Annotated in this window: 25 protein-coding genes; 8 read left to right on the top strand and 17 right to left on the bottom strand. The window is 30.1% G+C overall.

Annotated features, from left to right (window positions below; all coding sequences use genetic code 11):
• Positions 1-182: 182 nt before the first annotated feature.
• From recA to AC5SML_RS01260, 5 genes are all read right to left on the bottom strand, one after another.
• Positions 183-1,334: a recombinase RecA gene (gene recA, locus AC5SML_RS01280; RefSeq protein WP_006997263.1), complete on the bottom strand. Its 1,152-nt coding sequence runs from the start codon at positions 1,332-1,334 to the stop codon at positions 183-185.
• Positions 1,335-1,438: 104 nt separating this feature from the next.
• Positions 1,439-2,737 carry a TolC family outer membrane protein gene (locus AC5SML_RS01275; RefSeq protein WP_011281831.1) on the bottom strand — a complete coding sequence of 433 codons (1,299 nt, stop codon included), beginning with the start codon at positions 2,735-2,737 and terminating at the stop codon, positions 1,439-1,441.
• The gene (locus tag AC5SML_RS01270) at positions 2,737-3,663 is read right to left on the bottom strand and encodes a uridine kinase (protein ID WP_494617369.1); all 927 of its coding nucleotides are present in this window, start codon (positions 3,661-3,663) and stop codon (positions 2,737-2,739) included. Before AC5SML_RS01270 ends, AC5SML_RS01275 begins: the two co-directional genes overlap by 1 nt.
• Before the next feature lie 6 nt (positions 3,664-3,669).
• A complete protein-coding gene (locus AC5SML_RS01265; RefSeq protein ID WP_006997266.1) occupies positions 3,670-4,032 on the bottom strand; it encodes a GFA family protein in 363 nt (120 codons plus the stop codon).
• Positions 4,033-4,602 (bottom strand): SOUL family heme-binding protein, encoded by a 570-nt coding sequence (locus tag AC5SML_RS01260; protein WP_494617367.1) that lies wholly within the window; start codon positions 4,600-4,602, stop codon positions 4,033-4,035. It abuts the gene before it with no gap.
• A 165-nt stretch (positions 4,603-4,767) separates the two neighbouring features.
• On the opposite strand from AC5SML_RS01260, the gene AC5SML_RS01255 reads away from it, so the two are divergent.
• Complete coding sequence (locus AC5SML_RS01255) at positions 4,768-5,163, top strand: LexA family protein (protein ID WP_018413913.1); 396 nt, start codon at positions 4,768-4,770, stop codon at positions 5,161-5,163.
• The gene (locus tag AC5SML_RS01250; protein ID WP_006997269.1) at positions 5,141-6,421 is read left to right on the top strand and encodes a Y-family DNA polymerase; all 1,281 of its coding nucleotides are present in this window, start codon (positions 5,141-5,143) and stop codon (positions 6,419-6,421) included. The genes AC5SML_RS01255 and AC5SML_RS01250 overlap by 23 nt, the downstream gene beginning before the upstream one ends.
• Here AC5SML_RS01250 and AC5SML_RS01245 read toward each other — a convergent pair.
• Together AC5SML_RS01245 and AC5SML_RS01240 are read right to left on the bottom strand one after the other, a co-directional pair.
• Positions 6,414-7,286: a glycosyltransferase family 2 protein gene (locus AC5SML_RS01245; RefSeq protein WP_494617365.1), complete on the bottom strand. Its 873-nt coding sequence runs from the start codon at positions 7,284-7,286 to the stop codon at positions 6,414-6,416. The genes AC5SML_RS01250 and AC5SML_RS01245 overlap by 8 nt on opposite strands.
• Positions 7,283-8,605, bottom strand: a complete 1,323-nt coding sequence (locus AC5SML_RS01240) for a glycosyltransferase family 39 protein (RefSeq protein ID WP_494617363.1) — start codon at positions 8,603-8,605, stop codon at positions 7,283-7,285. The genes AC5SML_RS01245 and AC5SML_RS01240 overlap by 4 nt, the downstream gene beginning before the upstream one ends.
• Positions 8,606-8,683: 78 nt before the next feature.
• Here AC5SML_RS01240 and AC5SML_RS01235 point away from each other — a divergent pair, with 78 nt between their 5' ends.
• Positions 8,684-9,226, top strand: coding sequence for a TraR/DksA family transcriptional regulator (locus AC5SML_RS01235; protein ID WP_011281824.1), 543 nt, complete (start codon positions 8,684-8,686; stop codon positions 9,224-9,226).
• 33 nt (positions 9,227-9,259) lie between these two features.
• On the opposite strand, the gene AC5SML_RS01230 is transcribed toward AC5SML_RS01235, so the two are convergent.
• From AC5SML_RS01230 to AC5SML_RS01210, 5 genes are all read right to left on the bottom strand, one after another.
• Positions 9,260-10,033, bottom strand: a complete 774-nt coding sequence (locus AC5SML_RS01230; protein ID WP_494598949.1) for an MOSC domain-containing protein — start codon at positions 10,031-10,033, stop codon at positions 9,260-9,262.
• A gap of 8 nt (positions 10,034-10,041) precedes the next feature.
• Complete coding sequence (locus tag AC5SML_RS01225) at positions 10,042-10,668, bottom strand: glutathione S-transferase family protein (RefSeq protein WP_494617361.1); 627 nt, start codon at positions 10,666-10,668, stop codon at positions 10,042-10,044.
• Positions 10,665-11,681, bottom strand: a complete 1,017-nt coding sequence (locus AC5SML_RS01220) for an NAD(P)/FAD-dependent oxidoreductase (protein ID WP_006997277.1) — start codon at positions 11,679-11,681, stop codon at positions 10,665-10,667. Before AC5SML_RS01220 ends, AC5SML_RS01225 begins: the two co-directional genes overlap by 4 nt.
• On the bottom strand, positions 11,682-12,002 hold the full coding sequence (locus AC5SML_RS01215) for a 2Fe-2S iron-sulfur cluster-binding protein (RefSeq protein ID WP_011281820.1): 321 nt from the start codon (positions 12,000-12,002) through the stop codon (positions 11,682-11,684).
• Between the two features lie 83 nt (positions 12,003-12,085).
• On the bottom strand, positions 12,086-12,853 hold the full coding sequence (locus AC5SML_RS01210) for a bacteriorhodopsin-like (RefSeq protein WP_494598946.1): 768 nt from the start codon (positions 12,851-12,853) through the stop codon (positions 12,086-12,088).
• Between the two features lie 215 nt (positions 12,854-13,068).
• Here AC5SML_RS01210 and AC5SML_RS01205 point away from each other — a divergent pair, with 215 nt between their 5' ends.
• The gene (locus AC5SML_RS01205) at positions 13,069-14,964 is read left to right on the top strand and encodes a propionyl-CoA synthetase (RefSeq protein WP_494617359.1); all 1,896 of its coding nucleotides are present in this window, start codon (positions 13,069-13,071) and stop codon (positions 14,962-14,964) included.
• Positions 14,964-15,296, top strand: a complete 333-nt coding sequence (locus AC5SML_RS01200) for a DMT family transporter (RefSeq protein WP_006997281.1) — start codon at positions 14,964-14,966, stop codon at positions 15,294-15,296. The genes AC5SML_RS01205 and AC5SML_RS01200 overlap by 1 nt, the downstream gene beginning before the upstream one ends.
• On the opposite strand, the gene AC5SML_RS01195 is transcribed toward AC5SML_RS01200, so the two are convergent.
• A complete protein-coding gene (locus AC5SML_RS01195; RefSeq protein ID WP_006997282.1) occupies positions 15,293-16,597 on the bottom strand; it encodes a dihydroorotase in 1,305 nt (434 codons plus the stop codon). The genes AC5SML_RS01200 and AC5SML_RS01195 overlap by 4 nt on opposite strands.
• A gap of 43 nt (positions 16,598-16,640) precedes the next feature.
• Here AC5SML_RS01195 and ygfZ point away from each other — a divergent pair, with 43 nt between their 5' ends.
• Genes ygfZ through nadC form a run of 3 tightly spaced genes read left to right on the top strand, consistent with a single transcriptional unit; the run spans position 16,641 to position 19,408 of the window.
• A complete protein-coding gene (gene ygfZ, locus AC5SML_RS01190) occupies positions 16,641-17,528 on the top strand; it encodes a CAF17-like 4Fe-4S cluster assembly/insertion protein YgfZ (protein WP_018413901.1) in 888 nt (295 codons plus the stop codon).
• 51 nt (positions 17,529-17,579) lie between these two features.
• On the top strand, positions 17,580-18,569 hold the full coding sequence (gene nadA / locus AC5SML_RS01185; protein ID WP_006997284.1) for a quinolinate synthase NadA: 990 nt from the start codon (positions 17,580-17,582) through the stop codon (positions 18,567-18,569).
• A gap of 5 nt (positions 18,570-18,574) precedes the next feature.
• A complete protein-coding gene (nadC, locus tag AC5SML_RS01180) occupies positions 18,575-19,408 on the top strand; it encodes a carboxylating nicotinate-nucleotide diphosphorylase (protein WP_271615888.1) in 834 nt (277 codons plus the stop codon).
• Here nadC and ppdK read toward each other — a convergent pair.
• From ppdK to AC5SML_RS01160, 4 genes are read right to left on the bottom strand one after another with little or no spacing between them, the layout of a single operon-like run.
• Positions 19,405-22,068, bottom strand: a complete 2,664-nt coding sequence (gene ppdK / locus AC5SML_RS01175; RefSeq protein ID WP_011281813.1) for a pyruvate, phosphate dikinase — start codon at positions 22,066-22,068, stop codon at positions 19,405-19,407. The two genes, nadC and ppdK, sit on opposite strands and share 4 nt — an antisense overlap.
• Entirely contained in the window at positions 22,065-24,134 is a 2,070-nt protein-coding gene (glyS, locus tag AC5SML_RS01170; protein ID WP_494617357.1) for a glycine--tRNA ligase subunit beta, read from the bottom strand. The genes ppdK and glyS overlap by 4 nt, the downstream gene beginning before the upstream one ends.
• Entirely contained in the window at positions 24,134-25,018 is an 885-nt protein-coding gene (locus tag AC5SML_RS01165) for a glycine--tRNA ligase subunit alpha (RefSeq protein ID WP_006997288.1), read from the bottom strand. Before AC5SML_RS01165 ends, glyS begins: the two co-directional genes overlap by 1 nt.
• On the bottom strand, positions 25,008-25,814 hold the full coding sequence (locus tag AC5SML_RS01160) for a S49 family peptidase (protein ID WP_006997289.1): 807 nt from the start codon (positions 25,812-25,814) through the stop codon (positions 25,008-25,010). Before AC5SML_RS01160 ends, AC5SML_RS01165 begins: the two co-directional genes overlap by 11 nt.
• Positions 25,815-25,836 lie beyond the last annotated feature (22 nt).

Below are 25,836 nucleotides of genomic sequence, written 5' to 3'. Positions count from 1 at the left end.
CCATTGCCAATCTCACATTCAACAACAGTAAAACACTAAGTTTTGAGATTTACTTAAAAGCAAAAGAGATGAAACAAGTTTTGTTGGCGAGTGTCTTTAAATGAAGCGCTGTTTTCCTAAACTTACTTGGGGAAAAAAGGCGCTTAAATTAAGCGCCTTTTAATAATTAAAGATGACTTTAACTAATTCTTTTTAGATGGAGGTGTTACTTCTTCCTTTGTTTCCAATTTAGGCTCCTCTATTTGATCTTTTGCTGCTTTTTCTGGATCTAGTGGATTACCTTCAATTTTTTTTGCTATCACTCCAGCCTTTTCTCTAATTGCCATTTCAATTTCTGCAGCAATTTGAGGATTTTGCTCTAAATAAATTTTAGCATTTTCTCTTCCTTGGCCAATTTTTTCACCTTTATAAGCATACCAAGCTCCAGCTTTTTCAACAATGTCAGCTTTTGCACCAAGGTCAACTAATTCACCCACTTTACTAATACCTTTGCCGTACATTAGGTCAAATTCAACAACTTTAAATGGTGGTGCTACTTTATTTTTAACCACTTTAACTCTTGTTGAGTTACCAATAATTTCATCTCCATTTTTAATGGCACCAATTCTTCTAATGTCCATTCTAACAGATGAATAAAACTTAAGTGCATTTCCACCAGATGTAGTCTCTGGACTTCCAAACATAACCCCAATTTTCATTCTAATTTGGTTAATAAAAATCATCATTGTGTTCGTGCTTGAGATTGAACCTGTTAGTTTTCTTAAAGCTTGACTCATTAATCTTGATTGAAGTCCTACATGGTGATCTCCCATTTCTCCTTCAATTTCAGCTCTAGGTGTTAGTGCTGCAACAGAGTCAATTACGATAACAGAAATCGATCCTGATTTAACTAAAGTATCAGCTATTTCTAAAGCTTGTTCGCCAGTATCAGGTTGTGAAATTAATAATTCTTCAGTATCTACACCAAGTTTTTTTGCATAAATTGGATCTAAAGCATGTTCTGCATCTATAAACGCACAAATTCCTCCAGCTTTTTGGGCTTCTGCTAATACTTGCAATGCTAAAGTTGTTTTACCAGATGATTCTGGTCCATAGACTTCAATAACTCTTCCTTTTGGTAAGCCACCAATTCCAAGCGCTACATCTAAACTTAATGATCCAGTTGAAATAGACTCGACGTCCATCGCTCTTCTTTGGCCAAGTTTCATTACTGATCCTTTTCCAAAATTATCGATAATTTGGCTCATTGCTGCGTCCAAAGCTTTGTTTTTTTCGTTGCCTTCTGATTGTTGCGCTTTTGTAGATTTAACTACTTTTAGGTTGTTTTTAGTCATTTTATGCCTTTTTTATTAAATAATTAGTGTTCGAATCGTCTTTTAAATGTACACATTTTGTTCTTATTTTCAATAGTTATTTTTTTTATAATAAAATGGCTTAATTACTGTATTTTTAAGTAATTGCTATTCAGCAAACCAATGGCTTGAAGAAGTTTAAATTGTGAAAGTAAATAATTTCTTTCAGAATTTGCTAGGCTTATTTTTGAGTTTAATAAAATTGAGTTTGACTGAATAACATCAAGTGTAGATCTTCCAAGACCTGTTTCATATTCAACTGTTATTCCTTCGTTTGCCGTTTCTGCAGCTTTAACTTGCGCAGTAACTGAATTCAATAAACTTTTTGATACTTGAAAGCTTGACCATGCACTTGCAATATTTGCATCATTTGTTTTTAAGGTATTATCTAATAATAATTTTTTTCTATTTTTCAAATTTTTACTTTTATTTAATGAGGCAGTATTTTTTCCACCATTAAAAATTGGCCATGAAATAGTTGCTTTTAATATTTCTTTATCACGCTCTCCAATACTTGAACTTACATTGTCTGATTTTGAACTATTAAAGGATAAAGATGCAGACGGTGATAGATCAGATCTGGCTATAGTTACATCTTGTTCAGATTGTTCATACTCTAACCTTGAAATAATTAAATTTGGATTAGTTGTTTTTGAAATTTCAATTGCTTCATTTAAATCTTTTGGTAATTCAAAAGTTAAATCTGAATTCTTGCTCAAAGTATTAGTATTTACAATTGGGCCTATAATTTTTTCATAGGTTAGCTTAGCTGTAATTGTTTCATTTTTTGCTTGTAAAAATTGTGCTTGCGCACCTGCAAGTGAAGACTCAGATTGTGCTAAATCAGATATAGTAATTTGACCTCTTTCTAATCTTGCTTGATTGGTCTCAACTTGCCTCTTTAACAGGTTAACGTTATCTTGATTAATCTTAAGTTTTTCATCAGAAAAAACTAAACCTGAATAAGCTTCAATAGCTTGGTACAAAATCTCCTGTTCAGTTTTTAAAAGTTTTGCCTCAGCTAAAGTTAATCCAATTTTACTTTTTTCCATGCTGGCTATACCTGCAAATCCTTGGAATAATTTTTGCTCAATATTTATTGATTGAGTTTTTGGATCGACTTCAGTAAAAGATGAATTAGCACCTGTTCCATCAGTTAGCTTTTCTGTATTTTCTTGGCTCTTAGAACCTGACAGTGTTACACTTGGTAAAAATTCACTTCTTGATATTTTTACATCTTCTCTAGAAACTTGAATATTTTCACGTTCTGCATTTAATACCGGGTTTTCATTGTACGCTTGTAACAATGCTTTTGATAAAGGTACTGAAAAAGCTTTTCCATTAAAAAGAATAATAGCTAAGGATATTAATATTATTTTTTTCATTATTTTTTAAATTTTATTTTTTCAATCTGATGATTACTATTTAAATTCATTATAACTGATGAGCTTTTTATCGCATCTTTAAACATTTGTTGAGTAATTCTTTGATAAGTCTGCATAAAGTTTATCACATCTCCACTGCTCATAATCTTTAGGTTTTTCTTGTTTTTTGTTTGAACCCAGAGCTTTCGCTCCTGTTTTAATCTCCATTCTCTTAATAAGCTAAAGTTTTTAGCCTTTAGATACAGTAATCCATCTAATTGTTTGAATAAGGTTTTATATTTAGTTTTTAATTGATTGTTAACATGGGTTCTCCATTTAGTTCCTTGATCATAAACTTTTTCAAGTGAGTTAATTGGTTTTTTAAGTTGGCTACTTGATTGAGCTCTTGCTCCAACACACCAACCTTCAAAAATGACCACATCAGGCTTTGTTTTGATTTTATACCACAAACTCTTTTGGCACCTATCATCTATTGCTTTATTAAATGTTGGAATTTGTAAACTTTTAAAGTTTTTATCTTTAATCTGTTTAAAAAAATTTAACATTAAATCTACATCGTGAGTTCCTGGTACTCCTCTTGTCATTAATAAAGGGTGTTTATTTTTAGACAATAATGTTCTGTCTTTTCTTGTTTTATAAAAATCATCGATAGAAACTTTAAAAACATTTAACTTAAAATATTTTTTTAAAATTAAAGTTAAAATTGATGAGATAGTTGTTTTGCCTGACCCTTGTCCTCCAGCTAAACCTATCATTAATGGTTTTTTTTTATTAACTTTTTTTGCTATCCAAAAACTAACAGGTATTAAAAAAGATTTGATCATCTTATCTTTATTTTTAAATTTATCCTTCTTTGTTTCTTGAGAAGAGATAAATTTAAAACAATCTTTTTTTACTTTTTTAAAACAATCATTAACTGCTTGCATAAAAAATTACTTATTGTCTAGAGGATGATTTTGCCCATCGTTGACCGCAACATTTTCTAATTCAAAAGTATTTATCTCATCTACGCATCCAAGATTAAATCCTGTCATAGCTGGGTTGGCTCTTGGATTATGATGTGTGTAAATTCCACAGTTCGAACAAAAATAGTGTTTCGCAATTTTTGAATGAAATTGATAAAGTTTTAACTTATCCTCACCTTTAATTATTTTAAAATTTTCGTTCTTAACCATAGACATTATTGCTCCTTTTCTTTTACAAATAGAACAATTACATTTTAAAACTTTTTCTAAGTTATCAGGCACGTTTATTTCTGCTTCTACTTCTCCACAGTGACATGTTAGTTTTTTCATTTATATTTCTCCTTTATTTTTTATATTTATTTCAAACATTGCTTCATTTCTTCTATTCATAGGTAGCGTGAAAGGTCCATCGTAAGTTGCTTTAATAGGTGGGCTCAAAATTATCATATTATCTTTTTTTAATTCATTTTCTAAAATGCTTTTATGTTTAATAAAATTTTTATCAGAAACCCTTCCTGAGTATCTAATAACTGCATAATAACCACCTTTAATATTTAATATTTTAACATCTGGATTAGACGGGCTCGGTATGTTTTCTTTATTAAATCTTGAAGGTAAATAAAATTGCATGGTCATATTTCCTTTTTTTTGCATTTGGGTGACTGGTGTTGTCATCTTAATTTCTTCATTTTTATCATTGTTGCCTGATATGTAGTTAAATAATTTTCTAAAACTGTTGCCTTCATTTGATATATCTGTTTCGATTGCTAAACGATCAGAATATTTTCTGATTTCATAAACTTCATTTTTTTTCACTACTTCATAGTTTGCTTCTTCATATGACATACTGTTAGAAGTTATAATTAAGCCAAGAAACACAATTGATAGAAATTTTTTCATTTTAATATGAAGCTTAAACTATCTCTGGTTGAAGTTATCCACAAGAGCACAAAATGTAGTTTCAATGTTCACGTTTTGATTCACCTTTGATTCAGTTACAGACTCAAAATACAACCTATTGCGTGTACTGTATAACTAGTCTATAAATTAGAACAAAACAAGAACATGAAACTAACTATTCCCTTTTACTTGCATAAAGCTGGAGCTGGCTTTCCCTCTCCTGCAACAGATTACATTGAAGAAGATGTAGATCTTAATGTTCACTTAATCAAAAATGTTCCTGCAACTTTTATCATTAGAGTTCAGGGAAAATCGATGACTGATGTTGGTATTTATGATGGTGACTTATTAGTTATTGATAGAAGCTTAAAACCTAAAAATTTTTCAACAGTGGTTGCAAATGTTCATGATGAGTTAGTTGTTAAAAGTTTTGTTAAATCAAAAGATGGTCAATTTTTAACATCAGGTTCAAAAAATATTGAAGATAAAATAATTATTGGAGATGAAACTGAAGTGTTTATTTGGGGGGTTGTGACTTATGTCATCCATTCAACGTACTAAGAAAATAGCATTAGTAGACTGTAATTCATTTTATGTTTCCTGTGAAAGATTATTCAATCCTAAGATTAGAAATAAGCCAGTTGTCGTATTGTCGAATAATGATGGCTGCATTATTGCAAGATCAAATGAAGCAAAGTTTCTTGGTATTAAAATGGGCGAGCCTTACTTTAAAGCTAAAGAAATAATACTTAAAAATAAAGTTTATGTATTTTCTTCAAATTATTCTTTGTATGGAGATTTATCTAGAAGAGTGATGAGAACTTTAAAAAGATTTAATCCTGAATTAGAAATATATTCAGTAGATGAAGCTTTTTTAGATTTGAGTAATTATCCAGATGATGAGGTAGAAGATGTGGGAAAAGAAATTAGAAGCATTGTTTTGCAATGGACAGGAATTCCAACTAGCATTGGTATTGCTAAAACAAAAACACTAAGCAAAATTGCAAATCATATAGCAAAGAAAAAACAATCTGGTGTTACAAACTTGATAGGAATTGAAAATATTGATCCACTATTAGAAAAAATAGATATCAACGATGTGTGGGGAGTTGGTAAACAGATGACAAAATTTTATCATCAAAATGGAATTTATAATGCTAAGCAATTAAAAAATATGTCAAATACTTGGATTAAAAAAAGTTCTAATGTTTTAAGTTCTAGAACTGCCTTAGAACTTAGAGGCATTCCTTGTATCCCACTAGAAACTAAGACTTCAAAAAGAAAAAGTTGTGTAGTGTCAAGATCATTTGGTACAAGAGTTGAAAAGTTTCAAGAGTTAGAAGAGGCAGTTGCAAGTTATTGTTTAAATGCTTCAGAAAAAATTAGATCAGAATCTTTAATAGCAAAATCAATAACTGTGTCTGTTAGAACAAGCCCTTTTCAAAATAGAGGGGTGTATTATTCAAATGCTAAAACTATAGATTTTCCAATAGCTACCAATAATAGTATTGAAATAGTTAAAACTGCTTTGATTGCATTAAATGAAATCTTTATTAATGGATACAGATATCAAAAAGCAGGCATAACATTGACTGGTTTAGTTAGTTCAAGTGGCAGTAAAAATCTATTTTCCACTGAAAAAGATGAGAAAATTAAAGGCTTAATGAGATCTATTGATAGTACAAATTATAAGTATGGACGATCAACATTAAGTTTAGCTAGCGCTGGAGTAAATAAAAAATGGAATATGAGAAGAGACCACTCTTCAAAGATAGATACAGCTAATTTTCATTCGCTACCAATAATAAAAGCTATTTAAGTTGATCTATGCTGCTAATATTTTCTAAAGAGTTTTCAAATTCTAAAATACTTTCTCTCTGAGAAAGTATAATTACTGAAATCATCATAATAATAACTCCTATAACAGGCAATAATGTAATCCATGATAGATTACTGGCAACTAAAAATAAGTAAGCAATTAAAAAAAATATAGATCTAATCAATAGTGTCATTTTAAAAACAGCTATAATTGATAGTGAGTGTTTTAATAAGTTAATAAAACTCATTTTCGATGGACCAAAAAATCTTTTACCTCTTATTGATGGGATAGATTTTCTATCTTTAAATAGTTTAGCAACAGCACCTGAAAAACTACTCCATGTTGCTTTATCTTTTATCATTTTATTAACTGCAAATTTAGGTAAGCAAATAAAATTACCAAACTTAATAGACTGTCCGGTGAAAACAAAAGTTAAATATTTGTGTAAAAGGTAACAAAGTTTAAAGAAAGAACCTTCAGATCTTTTTACTCTATTAGCTGTAATAACTTTATCAGGATAGTTATTTATCTTATTAATAAGAAGAGTTATTTCTTCCGGTCTATCTTCACCATCTCCATCCATTGGAATTATATAATCGTAATCTTCATGCTCAGCAATATATCTTAAGCCAGACGCATTACATCTAGCATGTCCCTTATTTGTTTTCATGTTGATTATTTTTATAGACTTAAGGTTATTAAAATTAAAATCATTGGTAGGCTTTTCTTCCGTAGAGCAATCGTTTACAATTATAATTGAGAATTCATGTTTTAAATCTCTAACTTGTAAGTCTATATCTTCTAAAAGTTTAAAAGCTGACTTCCAATCATTATATATAGGGATTAAAATTTTTATCTTGCTCATCTATTTCCTACACAAATATTATCAATGCAAATATATTTCGACAATGAATTAAGCTTATCTTTTGTAATAAGCCCTTCCCAAACTGGTCTAGAATTTAGGTGATATGACAAATTTCCAGCATGCCATTCATCGCCAAGGACAACATTAATTGGCAATGTATAATTTTGCTTCCATAAGTATTCAGTTTTAATTGCTATTTCTTTACCTAAATAATCTGTTCTTTTGTCAGTTTCAGTAATTGAAATATAGGCATAAGCAAAGGGTGAAAAAATAAACAAGATCAAAAATATTGATATAAACCCATTTAACTTTTTAAGATTTATTTGTGCTTGAAAAATATAGATAATGAATACACCAAAAAATAAATAAAATGGGGTCATCCACATTGTTCTTAATTTAGACCCTGTTAACATGGAGGTTAAGAACATTAATCCAATTGGAATTAGATTAATAAATATTAAGAACAATAGCTTCTTATCTTTTAAAGTTACTTTTAACTTAATTTTTTTTATTAAAAAAAATGACATTAAAAAAAATGGAATTAGTATTCCTATTTGTTTACCTAAAAATATTAAAGGGTAAGTTATATGATCTAATAAACTTGAATTCTCAAGTCCTGTTCTGGCTAGCCCATATGTAATCGTAATGTAATCATTGTTAGTTAACCAAATTAAATGAGGAATTAATAAAACAATAAAGACCTCTAAAGATATTAGATATTTAAAATCAAATTTTTGATATTTTTTTACAAAAATTATATAAAAAAATAATAGGACTATTGATATTAGAAGGTAAACAAAAAGATATTTTGATAAAAAACCTATAGCTGCAAAAACTCCAAGTAAAAAACAATGTTTAAAGTTTATTACTTTTTTATCAAATATTTTCCAAGAATAATAAACACACAACGACCAAAAAGGTAATTGGCAAACATTCACATTAAATTCAGGTGTTGTAAAATTATAGAAATAAATACCCTCTAAAAGAAGTACCGATATTAAGCTTAAAGTTTTATTCTTAAAAAGTTTTTCAGCAAATTTAAAAACAATAATAAATGCAGTTACTACAAACAATTGACTTAACAAGTAATAAACCCAGTCTTGCGAACCAAATGCTTGATAAATAACTTCTGGAAAAAATGCACTCGCTGGTGGATGTTTATTAAATCCCCAATCTAAATTACTTCCCCAAGCCAAGGCTTCAATTGTATCAAGTGGTAAATTGTTATTTGTTAATGTTGGAATCAATGTCCATAAAATTAAATGAATTATAAGAAAACTATAAAACAATTTATTTATATTGTTTTTATTGATTAACATTTCATTGATTTTATATGAATTAAGCTTGCTTGACACGTATTAATTGCTGAATATACTCCGGCCACTAAATTTATACATATGCCTAAAATCTCAAAACCATCTACTAAAAAACCAACAGCTAAAACAAAAAAAGTTGCTGCTGTAGTCAAAAAAGCTACTAAAGTAATAAAAAAAAATAGTACACCTGAAATCAAAGTAAAGGCACCAATTAAAATTTCAAAAACATATATCCCAAAAGAAACAGAAAAATATATGTGTGATAAGCATTTATCTTTTTTTAAGATAAAACTTACTGAATGGAAAAAAGAATTGGTAAAAGCAAATAATGAAGCTCTTTATAATGGGTCAATGGACGACAATAGTGTTTCAGCAGATATTGTTGATCAAGCAAGTTCTTACACGGATAAAACTGTAGAAATGAAAGCAATTAATAGACAAATCAAATTAATTTCTAAAATTGACCAAGCTTTAATAAGAATAAAAGATAAAACTTTTGGATTTTGTGCAGAAACTGCTGAACCAATTGGATTAAAAAGATTGATGGCTAGACCAGTTGCCCATCTTTGTATTGCAGCACAAGAAAAGCATGAAAAAGATGAAAAGGTATACGCTGATGATTAAACTTAGAAATTGATAGCTAAAACCTCTTTATTATTAACATTCCACTATATTTCCTGCTTCTACTTTGCCTTCATCTAAAGACCTCAAGTAAACACCCATATCACAATGATCGTAGTTTTTTTTTAATAACTTCAGCAAACTCTTATCACTAATATCTGTTTCAGGTTTTAAATTAACTGCAGTACAACGTGGAATATTTTTTTCTATTTTAAAAGAAATATTATTAATTTTTATAATCTTTCCAATCCATTTACGCTCTTCCCAAGCTTTAAGTCCTTCAATGTAAAAATTTCCTCTAAATCTCTCTAATTCAATTTTTTGATTAATTTTTTTTTCAAAATCTTTAATACTATTTAAATTGATAAGGGATATGGAATTAAAGATCTTATTTGAATGAGATGTATCAAAGAAAGGAGCAATATTACTTTGTAATAAGAAAATTGGTTTGGTTAATGAATTTTCTAATTCTAGTATTTTATTTACAAGTATAGATTTTTGCTCTGGATCATCTGCTATTATTGATAATAGCTGCTTGTCACCAAGTTTTAAAATTAATTTATTATTTTTGTATTCAAAATTATATTTATTTAAAACTGGTGAATTTTTTAATGTTAAGAAATTATTAAGCTTTCTTTCACTTGGGTTTTTCTCAATTATAAGTGCTTTTTTTAAGTCAATAATTCTGGAAAATGCAAAACTCCTATCATTTACAATTCCCAAATCTTTTTTAATGATGCATGATTTGATATTTGTAAAAGATAAAGATTTTACGGGACTAAAGTATATTGATGAAATCAAAACACTCATAAAGATTATTATGGTTGTGGAATCTTAGAGTTGTTTTTTAATAAATCGTACCCTTTTACAACAGCTTCTCTTTTTGCAATATCTAAATACCATCTAGTTAAGTTGTTATAATTTTTAAGACCAATATCATGCCATTCATGTCTTGCAATCCATGGCCAAGTTGCAATATCTGCAATCGTATATTCATTTCCTGCTAAGTATTTTGATGAAGATAATCTTTCATCCAATTCGCTATAAATTCTTTTTGTAATTTTAAAATATCTTTCTTCTCCAAATTCACTTTTACCAGGATTATAATGATGAAATTGATGATGTTGCCCGATCATTGGTCCAATAATTCCCATCTGTGCCATCAACCATTGATTTATAACATTTCGATCTTTTGTTTCATAAAATTTATTATATTTTTCTGCTAAATATATAAGTATTGCTCCAGACTCGAATAATGACTGTCCATTTTCGTGATCTATAATTACTGGTATTTTTCCAAACGGGCTTATCTTTTTAAAATCTGTTTTAAATTGTTCATCTTTTGACAGATCAATTTTAGTAATTTTAAAATCACAACCTATTTCCTCTAACATTATTGTAATTTTTTTTCCGTTTGGAGTATCTGCTGTAAATAATTCTATCACTTTTTAACGCCAAGTCTTTCTTGGGCTGCCTTTGATGTGGTAGTAAATTCAAATCTTAACTTTTCATCAGGTCTAGCATATTTAAAACATCCTCTAGCAGCTAAAGCTCCTTCATGAAATCCTGAAAGTATTAATTTTAGTTTTCCAGGATAGGTACAAATATCTCCGATTGCAAATATACCATTTAGGTTTGTTTCAAAATTTTCTGTGTTAACGGGAATTGTTTTTTTATCTAAGTTTAAACCCCAGTCTACAATAGGACCAAGCTTCATAATCAGTCCAAAAAAGCCCAAAACATAATTTGTTTCTAACTCTTTTAAACTTTCGTCGTCATGTTTTATTTCTATTGATTTAATATTTTGCTCTCCCTTAACTGAGTTTAATTGGTATTTAGTATAAATTTTTAGTTTTCCAGATTTTTCTAATTCTTTAATTTTATCTATGCTCAATTGAGCTCCTGTAAATTCATCTCTTCTGTGTATTAAGTTTACATATGAGCTTTTTGATAATTCAATTGCCCAATCTAATGCTGAATCTCCTCCTCCAAATATTGAAATTGTTTTATCCTGAAAAATTGTTTTATCTTTAATTGAGTAAAATAAAGATCGATTTTCATATTTTTCACATTCTTTTGGCGAAAATTTTCTTGGCTCAAACGATCCCACACCACCAGCAATAATTATATTTGGTGTTTCAAACTCTTTATTTTTATTTGTTTTTACAATCCACTTATTATTAACTTTATTAACTTCTTCTACTCTTTCATTAAGATGAAATTTAATATTAAAAGGCTTTATTTGTTTGATTAAATTATTAGTTAATTCCTCTCCAGTACATTCTGGAACTGCTGGAATATCATAAATTGGTTTGTCTGGATAAAGTTCAATACATTGGCCTCCAATTTTATCTAAATTATCAACTATCTCACAATTCAATCCAATTAAACCTAGTTGATGAGCACAAAATAATCCTGTTGGACCTGCGCCAATTATTAATGCATCTGTTTTAATCATTTAACCTTGTTTTGATGGAATGCTAACTGTTAGTCCATCTAATTCATCTGAAACTAATATTTGACAACTCAATCTACTGTTTTGTTTTGGTTCAAACGCCATATCTAACATGTCTTCTTCTCCGTCTTCTTTTTTTGGAAGTTTATCAAACCATTCTTCTTTGACATAAACATGACAAGTAGCACAAGCCATTCCACCACCACAATCAGCATCAATTCCAGGAATGTCGTTTTGAACCGCGCCCTCCATTACACTCAATCCATTGGAAACTTCTATGGTATGAGACTTTCCATTATCTTCTAAGTATGTAATCTTTGGCATATATCTAAATATAATGAGATAAAAAAAAAGGGCAAGTATGTAAAAACATACCTGCCCTTCTTCTAATTATTTAACGAGTAAAACTACTTAGCTCTACCAGGTTGAGACATTGCTGCTGCCCAAATGATTAGACCAAAAGCGATCTTGTTCAAAAAGTCAGCTGCGTTGTAAATCACGTTTAGTGAGTTTGCGTCCATTCCACCAGTCATGTAACCAAATACATAACCTAATGGGTAGATAGCCCAACCAACTGTAACGATCATTCTCATTGCACCAAATGCAGTAACAAGTGCTTTGTTTCCGCTTTTTGCTGCATTTTTTCCTGCTTCGCCTGAGAATACTTCATAAAGAATGTAGAACCATCCAGCCATACCGATTACAAAACCAAGTGTAGTGTTGATGTATCCTGCTTCTCCTAAGTATCCACCGATTAACATTACTAAAGTACCAATCATCAATCTCCAGAATATTCCAGAGTTTGCTTTATTTACTGCTGCAAGAACAAAATAGAATTCTAACATCAATAATGGAACTGTAATTAACCAGTCGATATATCTGTATACTGTTGGTGACTCACCAGTCGTAACCCATACATCTCTCATGTACATGTAATGAATAAATGCAATACCAGTAACTAGTCCTGCAACAGTGATTGAAACTCTCCAGTTAGCTGGAACTGATGCTCTTTCAATAAAAAAGAATGCAGTTGACGCTAATAACGCCATTGACACAAGCCAGAACGAAATTCCGACAAAGTCATCAGATGCTAACATCGCAGTTTCTGCGTTTGCTACACCTGAAACACCCATTAGGGCTACAGCTGTAAGAGCAAACAATTTTAGTTTTTTCATAAAAAACTCCCTCTTTTGTTAGTTTTTAACTTTTAGTTTATATAAACTAGACTTAAACAAACGCTTAAGTCATGTTGAGGTGTAACTATCAAAGTTATTTAGTTTTTAGAAGTCCTAATTACATCTAATTTGTATTGATTTTACTTACTTTTTAAATTTAAATACAATTTTTAATTTAATAATCTTAAAAAAATAACAAAATAGAATCAAATAATATGTCAAAAAAATTTAATGATATTTACCAAAATTCTTTAAAAAATCCTGAAGATTTTTGGCAAGAAGTCTCTAATGATATTTTTTGGTTTAAAAAACCCACTAAAATTTTAAATAAATCTAATCCACCTTTTTATAAATGGTTTGAGGATGGTGTTACCAACACTTGTTATAATGCTTTAGACATTCATATCGATCAAGGTAGAGGTGACAAGCTAGCTTTAATCTATGACAGCCCAATAACTGGTAACAAAAAGCAGTTTACCTATAAAGAATTAAGAGAAAAAGTTTCAAAATTTGCAGGAGCGCTAAGAAATCAAGGAGTCGACAAAGGTGATAGGGTTATAATCTATATGCCCATGATTCCAGAGGCAGTTATAGCAATGTTGGCATGTGGGAGAATTGGAGCAATTCACTCTGTGGTGTTTGGGGGTTTTGCCTCAAATGAACTTGCTAGCAGAATTGATGACAGTAAAGCAAAAGTAATAATTACAGCTTCATGTGGCTTTGAACCTGGAAAAACTGTTGAGTACAAACCATTGGTTGATGCAGCAATTAAAATGGCTTCTCATAAGATTGAAAAAATGATCTTATTTCAAAGAATAGATCGCACAGTTGAGCTTAATGCTCCAAAAGAAATCAGTTGGGATGAAGCACTTTCAAATGCAAAAGAAGTAGATTGTGTTGAAATGAATTCAAATGATTTAGCTTATATTTTATATACCTCAGGAACTACGGGTGTGCCAAAAGGAATAGTTAGAGATATTGGTGGTCATATAGTTGCTCTAAAATGGACTATGAAAAATATTTATAATATTGATGCGGATGATGTCTGGTGGTCAGCAAGTGATATTGGTTGGATAGTTGGTCATTCTTATATAGTCTATGCTCCTTTGTTTAAAGGTTGCACCACAGTACTATTTGAGGGAAAACCTGTTGGCACTCCTGATGCTGGTGCTTTTTGGAAAATAATTTCTGATTATAAAGTAAAATCACTTTTTACTGCACCAACTGCTTTTAGGGCTATTAAAAAAGAAGACCCTGAAGGAAAGTTTTTTTCTAAGTATGATTTAAGTAAATTTGAGTCATTGTTTTTAGCTGGTGAAAGGGCGGACCCAGATACCATTAAGTGGGCAGAAAATTTATTAAAAGTTCCTGTAATTGATCATTGGTGGCAAACTGAAACTAGTTGGGCAATTAGTTCTAATTGTACAGGAATTGAAATGATGAAAACAAAGTATGGCTCAGCTTGTAAGGCAGTTCCTGGTTATGACGTTCAAATTATGAAGCCAGATCAAACTTTAGCAAAACCTAATGAGATGGGAGATATAGTTATAAAATTACCTTTGCCTCCTGGAACTTTTCCAACACTATGGAATGCAGATAAAAGATACAAAGATAATTACATGACTAACTATGACGGTTACTATGAAACTTATGATGCAGGTCATATAGATGAAGATGGTTACATTTGGATTATGTCTAGAACAGATGACATTATTAATGTTGCAGGTCATAGATTATCAACTGGAGCAATTGAAGAAGTTTTATCAGAACACCAATCAGTTGCTGAGTGTGCAGTATTAGGCGTTGCGGATAAATTAAAAGGACAATTGCCAATTGGTCTAGTCGTTCTTAAATCTGGTGTTGAAAAAGATCACGCAACAATTTCAAAAGAGTGCATTCAGATGGTTAGAGATAAAATTGGTCCTGTTGCTGCATTTAAGATTGTAATTGTTATTAAAAGATTACCAAAAACAAGATCTGGAAAAATATTAAGAGGAACAATAAGAAAAATTGCTGATGGGGAAGATTATAAAATGCCAGCAACTATTGATGATCCTGCAATTTTAACTGAGATAAAAGAAGACTTAATGAAAAAAAATATTCTTAAATAATGATAAAGACATATTTATTTTTAACTATTGCAATTTTTTGTGAGGTAGGTGGAACAATGTTATTACCCGTTTCACAAAATTTTACTAAAATTATTCCAACTACAACACTTGCAATTTTGTATCTATCTTCATTTTACCTTTTAACATTCGTGGTTGATAAACTTCCTATCGCTATTGTTTATGCAACATGGAGTGGCCTTGGTATATTTACAATTGCAATATTAGGATATATTTTCTTCAAACAATCACTATCATGGCAGGCTGTTTTAGGGTTATTCTTTATTGTTACTGGTGTTGTTCTGGTAAATAGCTTTACTATAAAAACTATTTAAAATTTTAAAGGCTTACCGTCAGGTTCACCCAAAATTTTACCATCTCTCATTTTGATTTGGCCAGCAATAATTGTTGACACAGGAGTTCCTTTAAATTCATACCCATCAAAAGGTGACCAAGCACATTTACTTTCAATATTTTCATTTTTAATTGTAATTTTTTTATTCATATCAACGATTGTGAAGTCTGCATCAAATCCTTCTTTAATAAAACCTTTGTCTTGAATGCCAAAAATTTTTACTGGATTTTCACATATAGAATTCATTAATTGTTCTAAACTTAATTTTCCATCATTAACATGGTTTAACATAACTGGTAAAAGTGTCTGAACACCTGGCATTCCAGATGGTGAATTGGGATATTTTTTTTCTTTGTTTTCTTTTAAATGTGGAGCATGATCAGACCCAATTGTGTCATTAAGATTATTTTTTACTCCATACCATAACCTGTCATAGTGAGACTTATCTCTTATTGGTGGGTTCATTTGAGCATATGTTCCAAGTTTATCATAACAATCTGGGGCATAGATTGTTAGATGTTGAGGTGTTATCTCAAATGTGATGTTACCTTTGTGCTGCGATAAAAAATCAATTTCTTGTTTGGTTGTTACATGAAGGATGTGTGCTTTTTTTTTATATCGCTCAGCTATTCTTACAATTCTTCTAGTCGATGAAATTGCACATTCTTCACTTCTCCAAATTGGATGTGAGTGAACATCTCCATCTTTAATTAATTTTTTATTCCTATTTAAAATTTCTTCATCTTCAGAGTGAACTGAAACAACTTTAGAGCTACTTTTAAATACTTTTTCAATATCTTCTTCAAATTGAACCAATAGATTTCCTGTCGAAGAACCAGCAAAAAGCTTAATTCCACAACATCCTTCTAAGTTTTTTAAGTCTGCTAACTCATCAGCGTTGTCTGGTGTTGCGCCAAAATAAAAAGCATAGTTGCAATACATTCTATTTTTTGCAAGATCTAATTTCTTTTGAAATTCAATTTTATTAGAAGTTGGTGGATTAGTATTTGGCATTTCAAAAACACTCGTTATTCCTCCAACAATTGCTGCCTTACTTCCAGAATGAAGATCTTCTGTGTCAGTTGATCCGGGTTCCCTAAAATGAGTTTGAGTATCAATACATCCTGGTAAAACAGTTAATCCCTTGGCATCAAAAACTTCTTTTGCTTCACTATCAATTTTACCAATTTCTATGATTTTACCATCTTTGATTGCTATATCTTGATCTTTAAGATCTTTATCTATGTAGCAAGAACCGTTTTTAATTATTAGATCTAACATTTATGAAAAAAGTAATTATATTATATTAAGACATCAATCAATTATGAATAATCAAAATGTATACATTTTAGAAGATAGAGGAATTCTGTATATAAACGGTGCAGATGCTAAAGAATTTTTACAGAATATGATTAGTAATGACATTAATAAAGTAAGTGAAGACAGTAGTTGTTTTGCATCACTATTAACTCCTCAAGGAAAATTTCTTTTTGCTTTTATTATCATAAAACACAAGTCTGGCTACTTCATTGACTGTGAAAAATCTCAAACAGAAGCACTTTTCAAACAACTTAGTGTCTATAAACTTAGATCAAAAGTTGAGATTATGAATCTTAGTAACGAATTTGTTGTAGCCGCGTTTAATAAAGAAAAATTTTTAGAATTTGAAGGATCAAAAGATATTGCTGGGAACACAATTAAATATAGAGAAGATTCCATCTTGTTAGACCCAAGAAATAAAGATTTAGGTGCAAGGCTTATCATCAATTTAGAAAAGCTTTATCTGTCTTTAAAAAAATTAGAGCTAAAAGATTCTCCAATTACTGAATATTATAAATTGAGTCATCAATTAGGAATTCCTCAAAAAAACATGAATGAATTACAGAATAAGCTATTTGGAATTGAATGTAACTTTGAAGAATTGAATGGAATAGACTTTAAAAAAGGCTGTTATGTTGGGCAAGAGAATACCGCAAGAATTAAATTAAAAAATAAACTTTCAAAAAGATTATTACCTATTTATTTAATTGAAGGAGAAATAAATCAAGATGATTTAATCTATAATGGTGATTTTGAGATAGGAAAAGTTTTAATAAGTAATGAATATCCTTTTGCTTTAATTAAATATTTGGATGATAATTTTAATCAAGAAAATGAGTTTAAAAGCAAAAACGCTAAGTTAAAAATCAAAATTCCTAGTTGGATTAATTAGTGCGTCAGAATAAATGCATGACAAGATTGTATCAAATTGATAGGTTTTAATATGGAGTTTACTGAAGAAGTAAAAAAAGCAACCGATCCAATTTATCAAAAAATCTCTAAGGTTTTACCTGAGATTGAATGGTCAGTTCATGCTCCCTATATTCATAGAATTAATCAATTAAAAAAAGAAAAAAATGCGGTTATTCTTGCGCATAATTATCAAACACCGGAAATTTATCACGGTGTAGCAGATTTTGCAGCTGACTCTTTGGCTCTAGCAGTAGAAGCTTCAAAAACTTCAGCAGATATTATTGTAATGGCTGGTGTACACTTTATGGCAGAGACAGCAAAATTAATGAGTCCACAAAAAAAAGTTTTGTTACCCGATATGCTTGCAGGATGCTCCTTGTCATCCTCTATTACAGGTAAGGATGTAAGATTATTAAAAGAAAAATATCCAGGGGTACCTGTTGTTTCCTATGTAAATACTTCGGCAGATGTTAAAGCTGAAACTGACATTTGCTGCACATCAGCTAATGCCGTTAAGATTGTTAATTCTCTTGGTGTTAAAAAAGTTATATTTCTACCTGATGATTATTTAGCTAAATATGTAGCTTCTCAGACAGATGTTGAAATTATTGCTTGGAAAGGAATTTGCATTGTTCATGACCAATTTAACGAAAAAGAAATCCACGATATAAGAAAAAATAATCCAGGAATAAAGATTATTGCACATCCTGAATGTCCACCCGATGTAATTAAAGCAAGTGACTTTGCTGGTTCAACTTCAGGAATGATCAAATATGTAGAGGACAATCAACCTAAAAAGGTAATGATGGTTACGGAATGTTCTATGAGTGATAATATTCAGGTAGAAAATCCTAATGTTGAATTTATTAAACCATGCAACCTATGTCCTCATATGAAAAGAATTACTCTACCAAAGATTTTGGCCTGTTTAGAAAATGAAACTGGTGAGATAATTATGGATAATGAAACTATCAACAAGGCAAGAATACCTGTTGAAAGAATGACTGCTATTGGCAGATAATAAATGTGCCTAAAATTAAATTAAGTAACTATTATATCAGGAATAAAGTTAAGCTTGCATTAAATGAGGATCTTTATCCAAATGGAGATATTACTTCAAGTTTAGTTAAGAATAGTAAAGTTATAAAAATCAAATTAATTTCAAACCAACAAGCTGTAATTGCTGGCTTAGAGTTTGCTAAACAAACCTTCAAATTAATTGATAATAAAATTAAATTTATTATTAAAAAAAAAGAAGGTTCAATAGTCAAAAAGAACGACGTAGTAGCAACAATTGAAGGTAGGGCTGAAAATATTTTAATTGGTGAGAGGGTTGCTTTAAATTTTTTAAGTCATATCTCTGGAATTGCTACTAAGACTAATCAATTTGTTAAATTAGCTAATAAAAAAACTAAAATTTGCTGTACTAGAAAAACAATTCCAACCTTAAGAGTAATACAAAAATATGCCGTTTCGTTAGGTGGTGGTACAAACCATAGGTTTAATTTAAGTGATGAATTTCTTATTAAAGACAATCATATTGCAAGCTCTGATATTAAAACTTTAGTATCTCTTGCAATCAAAAATAAAAAAGGAAGAAAAATTACAGTAGAAGTTGATAATTTAAATCAGCTCAAAAAAATAATGGGTTTAAAATTTAATACTGTTTTGTTTGATAATATGAAAAATAAAACACTCAAGGCAGGTGTTAGAATGGCTAAAAAACATTATGAAACAGAAGCTTCTGGGAACGTTAATTTTAAATCTATTAAAAAAATTGTAGCAACGGGTGTCGATAGAGTTTCAATTGGAAGTATCACTCATAGTGTACCAGCTATAGATTTTAAATTTGAAATCTAATTTTTTTTAGAAAGTTCAGCTTGTGCAGCAGCTAATCTTGCTACTGGAACTCTATATGGTGAGCAAGAAACATAATCCAAACCTGCATTAGCACAAAAGTGAATACTTTTAGGGTCTCCACCATGTTCTCCACAAATTCCAAGTTTAATTTTTTTATTAGTTTTTCTTCCTTTTTCAACTGCAATTTCTATTAAATCACCTACTCCGTCATCTATAGAGATAAATGGATCTATAGAAAAAATCTTATTCTCAAGGTAATCATTTAAAAATTTACCACTATCGTCTCTACTTAAACCAAATGTTGTTTGAGTTAAGTCATTAGTTCCAAAACTAAAGAACTCAGCATGTTTAGCTATATCATCAGCTTTAATTGCTGCTCTTGGTAATTCAATCATTGTACCAACTAAATAATCTATTTTAATTTTTTTATCCTTTTGAACTTCTTTTGCAACTCTGACTACTAAATCTTTCATTATTCTAATCTCAGCTTCAGTTGATACTAAAGGGATCATAATTTCTGGAAATGCCGACTTAATTTTTTTTATCTTAAGTTCAGATAAAGCCTCAAAGATTGCTCTACATTGCATTTCATAAATTTCTGGAAAAGAAATTCCCAATCGACACCCTCTATGACCAAGCATCGGGTTTTGTTCATGTAACTCGTTAATTCGAGACTCAATTTCTTTTAATGGTAACCCCACAACTTTTGCAACATCATTAATTTCTTTTTCTGTTTTTGGAAGAAACTCGTGTAATGGTGGATCTAACAGTCTCACTGTGACAGGAAGACCATTCATAATTTTGAATATTTGGACAAAATCTTTTTTTTGATGTGGTAAAAGTTTTGCTAGCGCCCTGTTTCTATCTTCTACTGTTTTTGATAAAATCATTTCTCTAACAGATAAAATTCTCTCTTCATCAAAAAACATATGTTCGGTTCTACAAAGTCCTATGCCTTCTGCTCCAAAGTCTCTTGCAGTTTTTGTATCTAATGGTGTTTCTGAATTTGTTCTTACTTTTAGTTTTCTAAAATTATCTGCCCAACTCATTAATTTGGAAAAGTCTCCTGAAATTTCTGGTTTAACTGTTGGTACTTCTCCTAGGATAATTCTTCCTGTTGAACCATCAATTGTAATAATGTCTCCCTCTTTAATTTCAATAGAAGAAGTTTTAAAGGTTTTCGCCTCATAGTTAATATCAATCTCACTAGAACCTGAAACACATGGTCTTCCCATTCCTCTTGCAACCACTGCAGCATGACTAGTCATCCCACCCCTTGCTGTTAAAATTCCTTTTGCAGCGTGCATTCCATGAATATCTTCAGGTGAAGTTTCTACACGTACTAAAATAGTATCCTGCATAACATTGTTTAATCTTTCTGCTTCCTCTGATGTAAAAACAACCTTACCGCTTGCAGCACCTGGAGATGCTGGCAAACCGTTTGCTATAACGTTTAGTGTGTTTTTTTCATCTAATGTAGGGTGTAACAATGTGTCTAAAGAAGCTGGATCTATTCTCATTACTGCTTCTTTTTTAGAAATCAATTTTTCTTTAACCATATCAACTGCAATTCTAACAGCTGACTTTGAAGTTCTTTTTCCTGATCTTGTTTGTAGCATCCACAATTTATTATTTTCAACTGTAAATTCTACGTCTTGCATATCTTTGTAGTGTTTTTCTAAAATTTTTAAAATCTTATCTAATTGTTTAAATACTTTTGGCATAGCTTCTTCCATCGAAGCTTCTTTTGCTTTTGCATCTTTTCTTGCTTTTTTGGTTATATACTGAGGAGTTCTTGTGCCTGCCACCACATCTTCTCCTTGAGCATTAATTAAGTATTCACCATACACTTCATTAACCCCATCTGATGGATTTCTTGTAAAGACAACACCAGTTGCACAATCATTACCCATATTGCCAAATACCATTGATTGAACGTTAACTGCAGTTCCCCATTCAGCAGGAATTTGGTTTAGTTTTCTATAAACTTTTGCTCTGTTACTTTCCCAAGATAGAAATACCGAACTAATAGCTCCCAATAATTGATTATATACGTTCTGGGGAAATTCTTTTTTGGTTTGATCTTTAATAACTTTTTTAAAATCATTAATTAATCCCTCCCAATCATCTGCATCAAGATCTGTATCTAAAAGAACACCTTTGGTTAATTTGTAATTTTCAATTAATTCTTCAAAGTGATAGCCCTCAACACCCATAACAACATTGCCATACATCTGAATAAATCTTCGATAACTATCTTTTGCAAATCTGCTATTAGAAGTTTTTTTTGATAGTGCAAGAACGGTCTTATCATTTAATCCTAAATTTAAAATTGTGTCCATCATGCCAGGCATTGAAACTCTTGCACCAGATCTAACAGATAATAATAAAGGATTTTTTAAATCACCAAATTTTTTCCCTACTTCTTTTTCGATAATTTTTAATTCCTTTTTTATAATATTAACAATTTTTGAATTTAATTTTTTTTTATCTTTATAAAATAATTCACAAACTTTTGTTGAAATTGTAAATCCAGGAGGAACTGGCAGTCCCATTCTGCCCATTTCAGAAAGGTTTGCCCCTTTTCCACCTAAAAAATTTTTAGGATTTTTAATTTTTTTTGAGTCTTTTGATTTAAAGTTTAAAATTAGCTTATTCACTGTTTGATATCTATATTTGAAAAATTTATGTAATTATCAAATGTTCTACATAACATTTGTAAAAGTTCCAATCTGTTTTTTTTAATATTTTTATCATCATCATTGACCTTAACATTGTCAAAAAACTCTGAAGTTGCTTTTTTAGCACCAGCAAGAATTTCAAGTGTTTCTCGGTAGTTTTCATCTTTGCCAATATTTGTAAAATATTTTCGTATTTCATTAATTTTTTTAAATAGGTTTTTTTCATAGTCATTTTTAAAAATACCAGGGTCAGTTGTATTTGATAGTTCAAGATCTGTATTTTTTAACTCACTTTCAAGTATACTGTAAGCTCTTTTGTAGCTTGTAATAATGTCCTCTCCTATGACTTTGCTAATTAGCCCATTAAGTGTTGAAGCTTTTTTATATATTTTGTTCATATGGTCTAATCCATGTGCTTTTATACTGGCTTCTATTATTTCTGATCTAATCTTTTTCTCTTTCATGTAGTATTTTAATCTGTCCATTAAAAAATCGGATAATTCTTTTTGAGATGAGTCGTTTGAAAAAATAAACCCTTGGTCTTTATGTAGTGAAGTGGAATAACTAATAAGATCTTTAATCTTAAACTCTTTATTATTATCAATTAATAGCTTTATTACACCAAGTGCAGACCTTCTAAGCGCGTAAGGATCTTTTGAGCTAGTTGGTTTTTGGTTAATTCCAAAAAAACCTACTAAGGTATCAATTTTGTCAGTTAAAGCTAAAGCAATACTAAATGGTTTCTTTGGAGTTTTGCTATCAAGACCTACTGGTTGATAATGCTCACTTATTGCTAGCGCTATCTCTTTATCAAAACCTTGCACTTCAGCAAAATGTCCACCCATAATTCCCTGAAGCTCAGGAAATTCACCAACAATATCAGAAACTAAATCAACTTTGCAAATCGATGCTGATAGTTCAACTTGATCTTTGCTAATTAATAATTCATCAGAAATTATTCCTCCAAGTTTTCTCATTCTTTGAATTTTGTCAAAATAAGACCCAAGACCTTTAAAATAATTCATATTTTTTAATTTTGAAACTTGTTTAACTAAATTTTGAGATTTATTTTTTTCCCAAAAAAATTGAGCATCGCTTAATCTTGCTTCTACAACCCTTTCATTACCCATCTTAATATAACCTTTTTCATCATTGTTATTTACCACAACTAAAAATTCATTGGTAATTTTTCTTTTTTTATCAAATGTTGGAAAATATTTTTGATGGTATTGCATTGTAATAATCAAAATTTCTTTTGGAATATTCAAAAATTTCTGATCAAACTTGCACACTAAAATATTTGGTTGCTCAACAATATCTGTAACTTCATCTAAAAGTTTATTATTAGGCTCGACAATGAAATTGTTTTTTCTAGATATTTTTTCAATTTCTTTAACAATAAATTCTTTTCTCAATACGTGATCTATAATTATGCCAGACTGACTAAAGAAATCTTTATAACTTTTAAAATTTTTAAATATTTTTTTTTTATCTTCAAACTCTTTGTCAATAAATGTTGAGTTAGAGGCTATTAAATGATGAAATTTAAAATTTAAACTTTTATCATCAAAAACTGCTAGGATAGATTTTAATGGTCTCGCCCAACTAAGGTTATAGTTTCCCCATGTCATAGATTTTTTCCATTGTAATTTATCAAGGATTATAGGTGTATATTCTTGAAGTAAATCTATGGTATTAATTTTACTTGATGCTTTCTTGAAAAAATAAAATTCTCCTTTTTCCAATGTTTTTTTAAGAAGATCTTTTTTTTCTATTTGATTTGACCTTAAAAACCCCTCAATAGCTTTTTCTGGAGCTTTAACATTTGGTCCTTTTATTTCTTCAGCTTTTTGTATTATTTCTTTAGATAGGCCTTCAAATAAAATTATAAGACGATTTGGTGTTGAAAATGAAGAACTTTTTTTGAACAGAATTTTTTTTTCCTCAAATAAATTTTGAAAATTTTCTAATAAAACATTACGTGAGTTACTCTGCAAACCAGCTGGTATTTCCTCACTAAACAACTCTATAAAAAAATCTGACATTAATCTGTTTGACTGCTTAACCAACTTTCGGCAACTGCTTTTGTAATGTCTCTAATACGCCCTATATAACCCGCTCTTTGAGCAACACTTATAACTCCTCTTGCATCTAAAATATTAAATGCATGGCTTGCTTTTAGACATTGATCATATGCAGGTAATGAAATTTTTTTATCTACCAATGCTTTTGCTTCAAGCTCAAACATATCAAACATTTTGAATAGATTTTCTGTATTGGCATGTTCAAAATTATATGCTGAAAACTCTTTTTCAGCTTGAAGAAACACATCCCCATATTTTACACCTTCATCATTCCATATTAGATCATAAACATTTTTCATTTGTTGAGTAAACATGCAAATTCTTTCAAGACCATATGTTATTTCAACTGAAACAGGTTTACATTCAAATCCAGCCATTTGTTGAAAGTATGTAAATTGAGTAATTTCCATTCCATCACACCAAACTTCCCATCCTAAACCTGCCGCACCTAAAGTTGGACTTTCCCAATCATCTTCAACAAATCTAATATCATGTTCTTTATGATTAATACCGATTACTGCCAAACTATTTAAATAAAGTTTTTTGATATTATCTGGTGAAGGTTTTATTAAAACTTGGAATTGATAATAATGCTGTAATCTATTTGGGTTTTCTCCATATCTTCCATCAGTGGGTCTTCTTGATGGCTGAACATAAGCTGCTTTCCATGGCTTAGGTCCTAATGATCTTAAGGTTGTAGCAGGATGAAAGGTTCCTGCACCAACTTCTATGTCATATGGCTGTAGAAGAATACATCCCTGTTTGCTCCAATATTTTTGAAGATTCAAAATAGTATCTTGAAACGATTGAAATTTAGGTTTTATAATTTTTTCCTTAGAAGCCATATCTTTGCCAGATAGATCTTTCCTCTAAAATATTTGCTAGTTGATCTATTTGATTGCTAGATGAAGATAATTTCTTACTTAACCAACCCTTAGATTTTTCAAATTTTTTGATAATCACATCTTCACCAAATTTTTCTTTTAAAATTTCATTAGCATTACCAAGTCCATCAATTAGGCCTAGCTCTTTTGATTTACTACCCGCCCAAAACTCTCCTGAGAACAATTCAATCCCATCCTTTTTAAGTTTAGATCCTCTGCTTTCTTCTACAACTTTAATAAAATCTTTATGCAGATCTAGTTGGATATTCTTAAGTCTCTCAATATCTTCTGACTTCTCTTCTTGAAAGGGATCTAATGAGCTTTTATTTTTTCCAGCTGTATGAACTCTTCTTTCTACACCAATTTTTTTAATTAGTTCTGTAAATCCAAATGATGAATAAATAACCCCTATTGATCCAATAATTGAACTTGAATTTGCATATATCTCATCTCCTGCACAAGCTATTAAGTATCCACCAGAAGCTGCAACATCTTCCGCGAACACTATTACTTTTATTTTGTTTTTCTTAGCTTGAGCTCTAATAAATTTGTAGATTAAATGTGATTGGACTGGCGATCCACCCGGTGAATTTATAGTAATTGCCACTGCTTTTGCTTTTTTTAGTGAAAAAGCCTTTTCTATAATCTCTTCTTGTCCTGCAAAATCTATGCCCTGTTTAAACTTTCCAGCATTGCCAATTACACCATTTAGCTTGATATGAGCTATTATTTTTTTCTTTTTAAAAAAAGAGAACATTGTTAATCCTTATAGAATTTTT

The organism is Candidatus Pelagibacter sp. PS_17, assembly GCF_059417945.1.
Note: the sequence above shows the minus strand (reverse complement) of the source record. Positions and strands in the feature narration are given on the sequence as shown.

What these genes read in the sequence shown, in the direction of transcription:
- AC5SML_RS01235 (WP_011281824.1), top strand. Translation starts at nt 8,684, where the DNA reads ATGCCTAAAATCTCAAAACCATCTACTAAAAAACCAACAGCTAAAACA.
- AC5SML_RS01160 (WP_006997289.1), bottom strand. Translation starts at nt 25,814, where the DNA reads ATGTTCTCTTTTTTTAAAAAGAAAAAAATAATAGCTCATATCAAGCTA.
- AC5SML_RS01245 (WP_494617365.1), bottom strand. Translation starts at nt 7,286, where the DNA reads ATGAGCAAGATAAAAATTTTAATCCCTATATATAATGATTGGAAGTCA.
- AC5SML_RS01205 (WP_494617359.1), top strand. Translation starts at nt 13,069, where the DNA reads ATGTCAAAAAAATTTAATGATATTTACCAAAATTCTTTAAAAAATCCT.
- AC5SML_RS01165 (WP_006997288.1), bottom strand. Translation starts at nt 25,018, where the DNA reads ATGGCTTCTAAGGAAAAAATTATAAAACCTAAATTTCAATCGTTTCAA.
- recA (WP_006997263.1), bottom strand. Translation starts at nt 1,334, where the DNA reads ATGACTAAAAACAACCTAAAAGTAGTTAAATCTACAAAAGCGCAACAA.
- ygfZ (WP_018413901.1), top strand. Translation starts at nt 16,641, where the DNA reads ATGAATAATCAAAATGTATACATTTTAGAAGATAGAGGAATTCTGTAT.
- AC5SML_RS01210 (WP_494598946.1), bottom strand. Translation starts at nt 12,853, where the DNA reads ATGAAAAAACTAAAATTGTTTGCTCTTACAGCTGTAGCCCTAATGGGT.
- AC5SML_RS01230 (WP_494598949.1), bottom strand. Translation starts at nt 10,033, where the DNA reads ATGAGTGTTTTGATTTCATCAATATACTTTAGTCCCGTAAAATCTTTA.
- AC5SML_RS01215 (WP_011281820.1), bottom strand. Translation starts at nt 12,002, where the DNA reads ATGCCAAAGATTACATACTTAGAAGATAATGGAAAGTCTCATACCATA.
- AC5SML_RS01250 (WP_006997269.1), top strand. Translation starts at nt 5,141, where the DNA reads ATGTCATCCATTCAACGTACTAAGAAAATAGCATTAGTAGACTGTAAT.
- AC5SML_RS01265 (WP_006997266.1), bottom strand. Translation starts at nt 4,032, where the DNA reads ATGAAAAAACTAACATGTCACTGTGGAGAAGTAGAAGCAGAAATAAAC.
- glyS (WP_494617357.1), bottom strand. Translation starts at nt 24,134, where the DNA reads ATGTCAGATTTTTTTATAGAGTTGTTTAGTGAGGAAATACCAGCTGGT.
- AC5SML_RS01200 (WP_006997281.1), top strand. Translation starts at nt 14,964, where the DNA reads ATGATAAAGACATATTTATTTTTAACTATTGCAATTTTTTGTGAGGTA.
- AC5SML_RS01275 (WP_011281831.1), bottom strand. Translation starts at nt 2,737, where the DNA reads ATGAAAAAAATAATATTAATATCCTTAGCTATTATTCTTTTTAATGGA.
- AC5SML_RS01260 (WP_494617367.1), bottom strand. Translation starts at nt 4,602, where the DNA reads ATGAAAAAATTTCTATCAATTGTGTTTCTTGGCTTAATTATAACTTCT.
- AC5SML_RS01255 (WP_018413913.1), top strand. Translation starts at nt 4,768, where the DNA reads ATGAAACTAACTATTCCCTTTTACTTGCATAAAGCTGGAGCTGGCTTT.
- AC5SML_RS01270 (WP_494617369.1), bottom strand. Translation starts at nt 3,663, where the DNA reads ATGCAAGCAGTTAATGATTGTTTTAAAAAAGTAAAAAAAGATTGTTTT.
- nadA (WP_006997284.1), top strand. Translation starts at nt 17,580, where the DNA reads ATGGAGTTTACTGAAGAAGTAAAAAAAGCAACCGATCCAATTTATCAA.
- AC5SML_RS01195 (WP_006997282.1), bottom strand. Translation starts at nt 16,597, where the DNA reads ATGTTAGATCTAATAATTAAAAACGGTTCTTGCTACATAGATAAAGAT.
- AC5SML_RS01240 (WP_494617363.1), bottom strand. Translation starts at nt 8,605, where the DNA reads ATGTTAATCAATAAAAACAATATAAATAAATTGTTTTATAGTTTTCTT.
- AC5SML_RS01220 (WP_006997277.1), bottom strand. Translation starts at nt 11,681, where the DNA reads ATGATTAAAACAGATGCATTAATAATTGGCGCAGGTCCAACAGGATTA.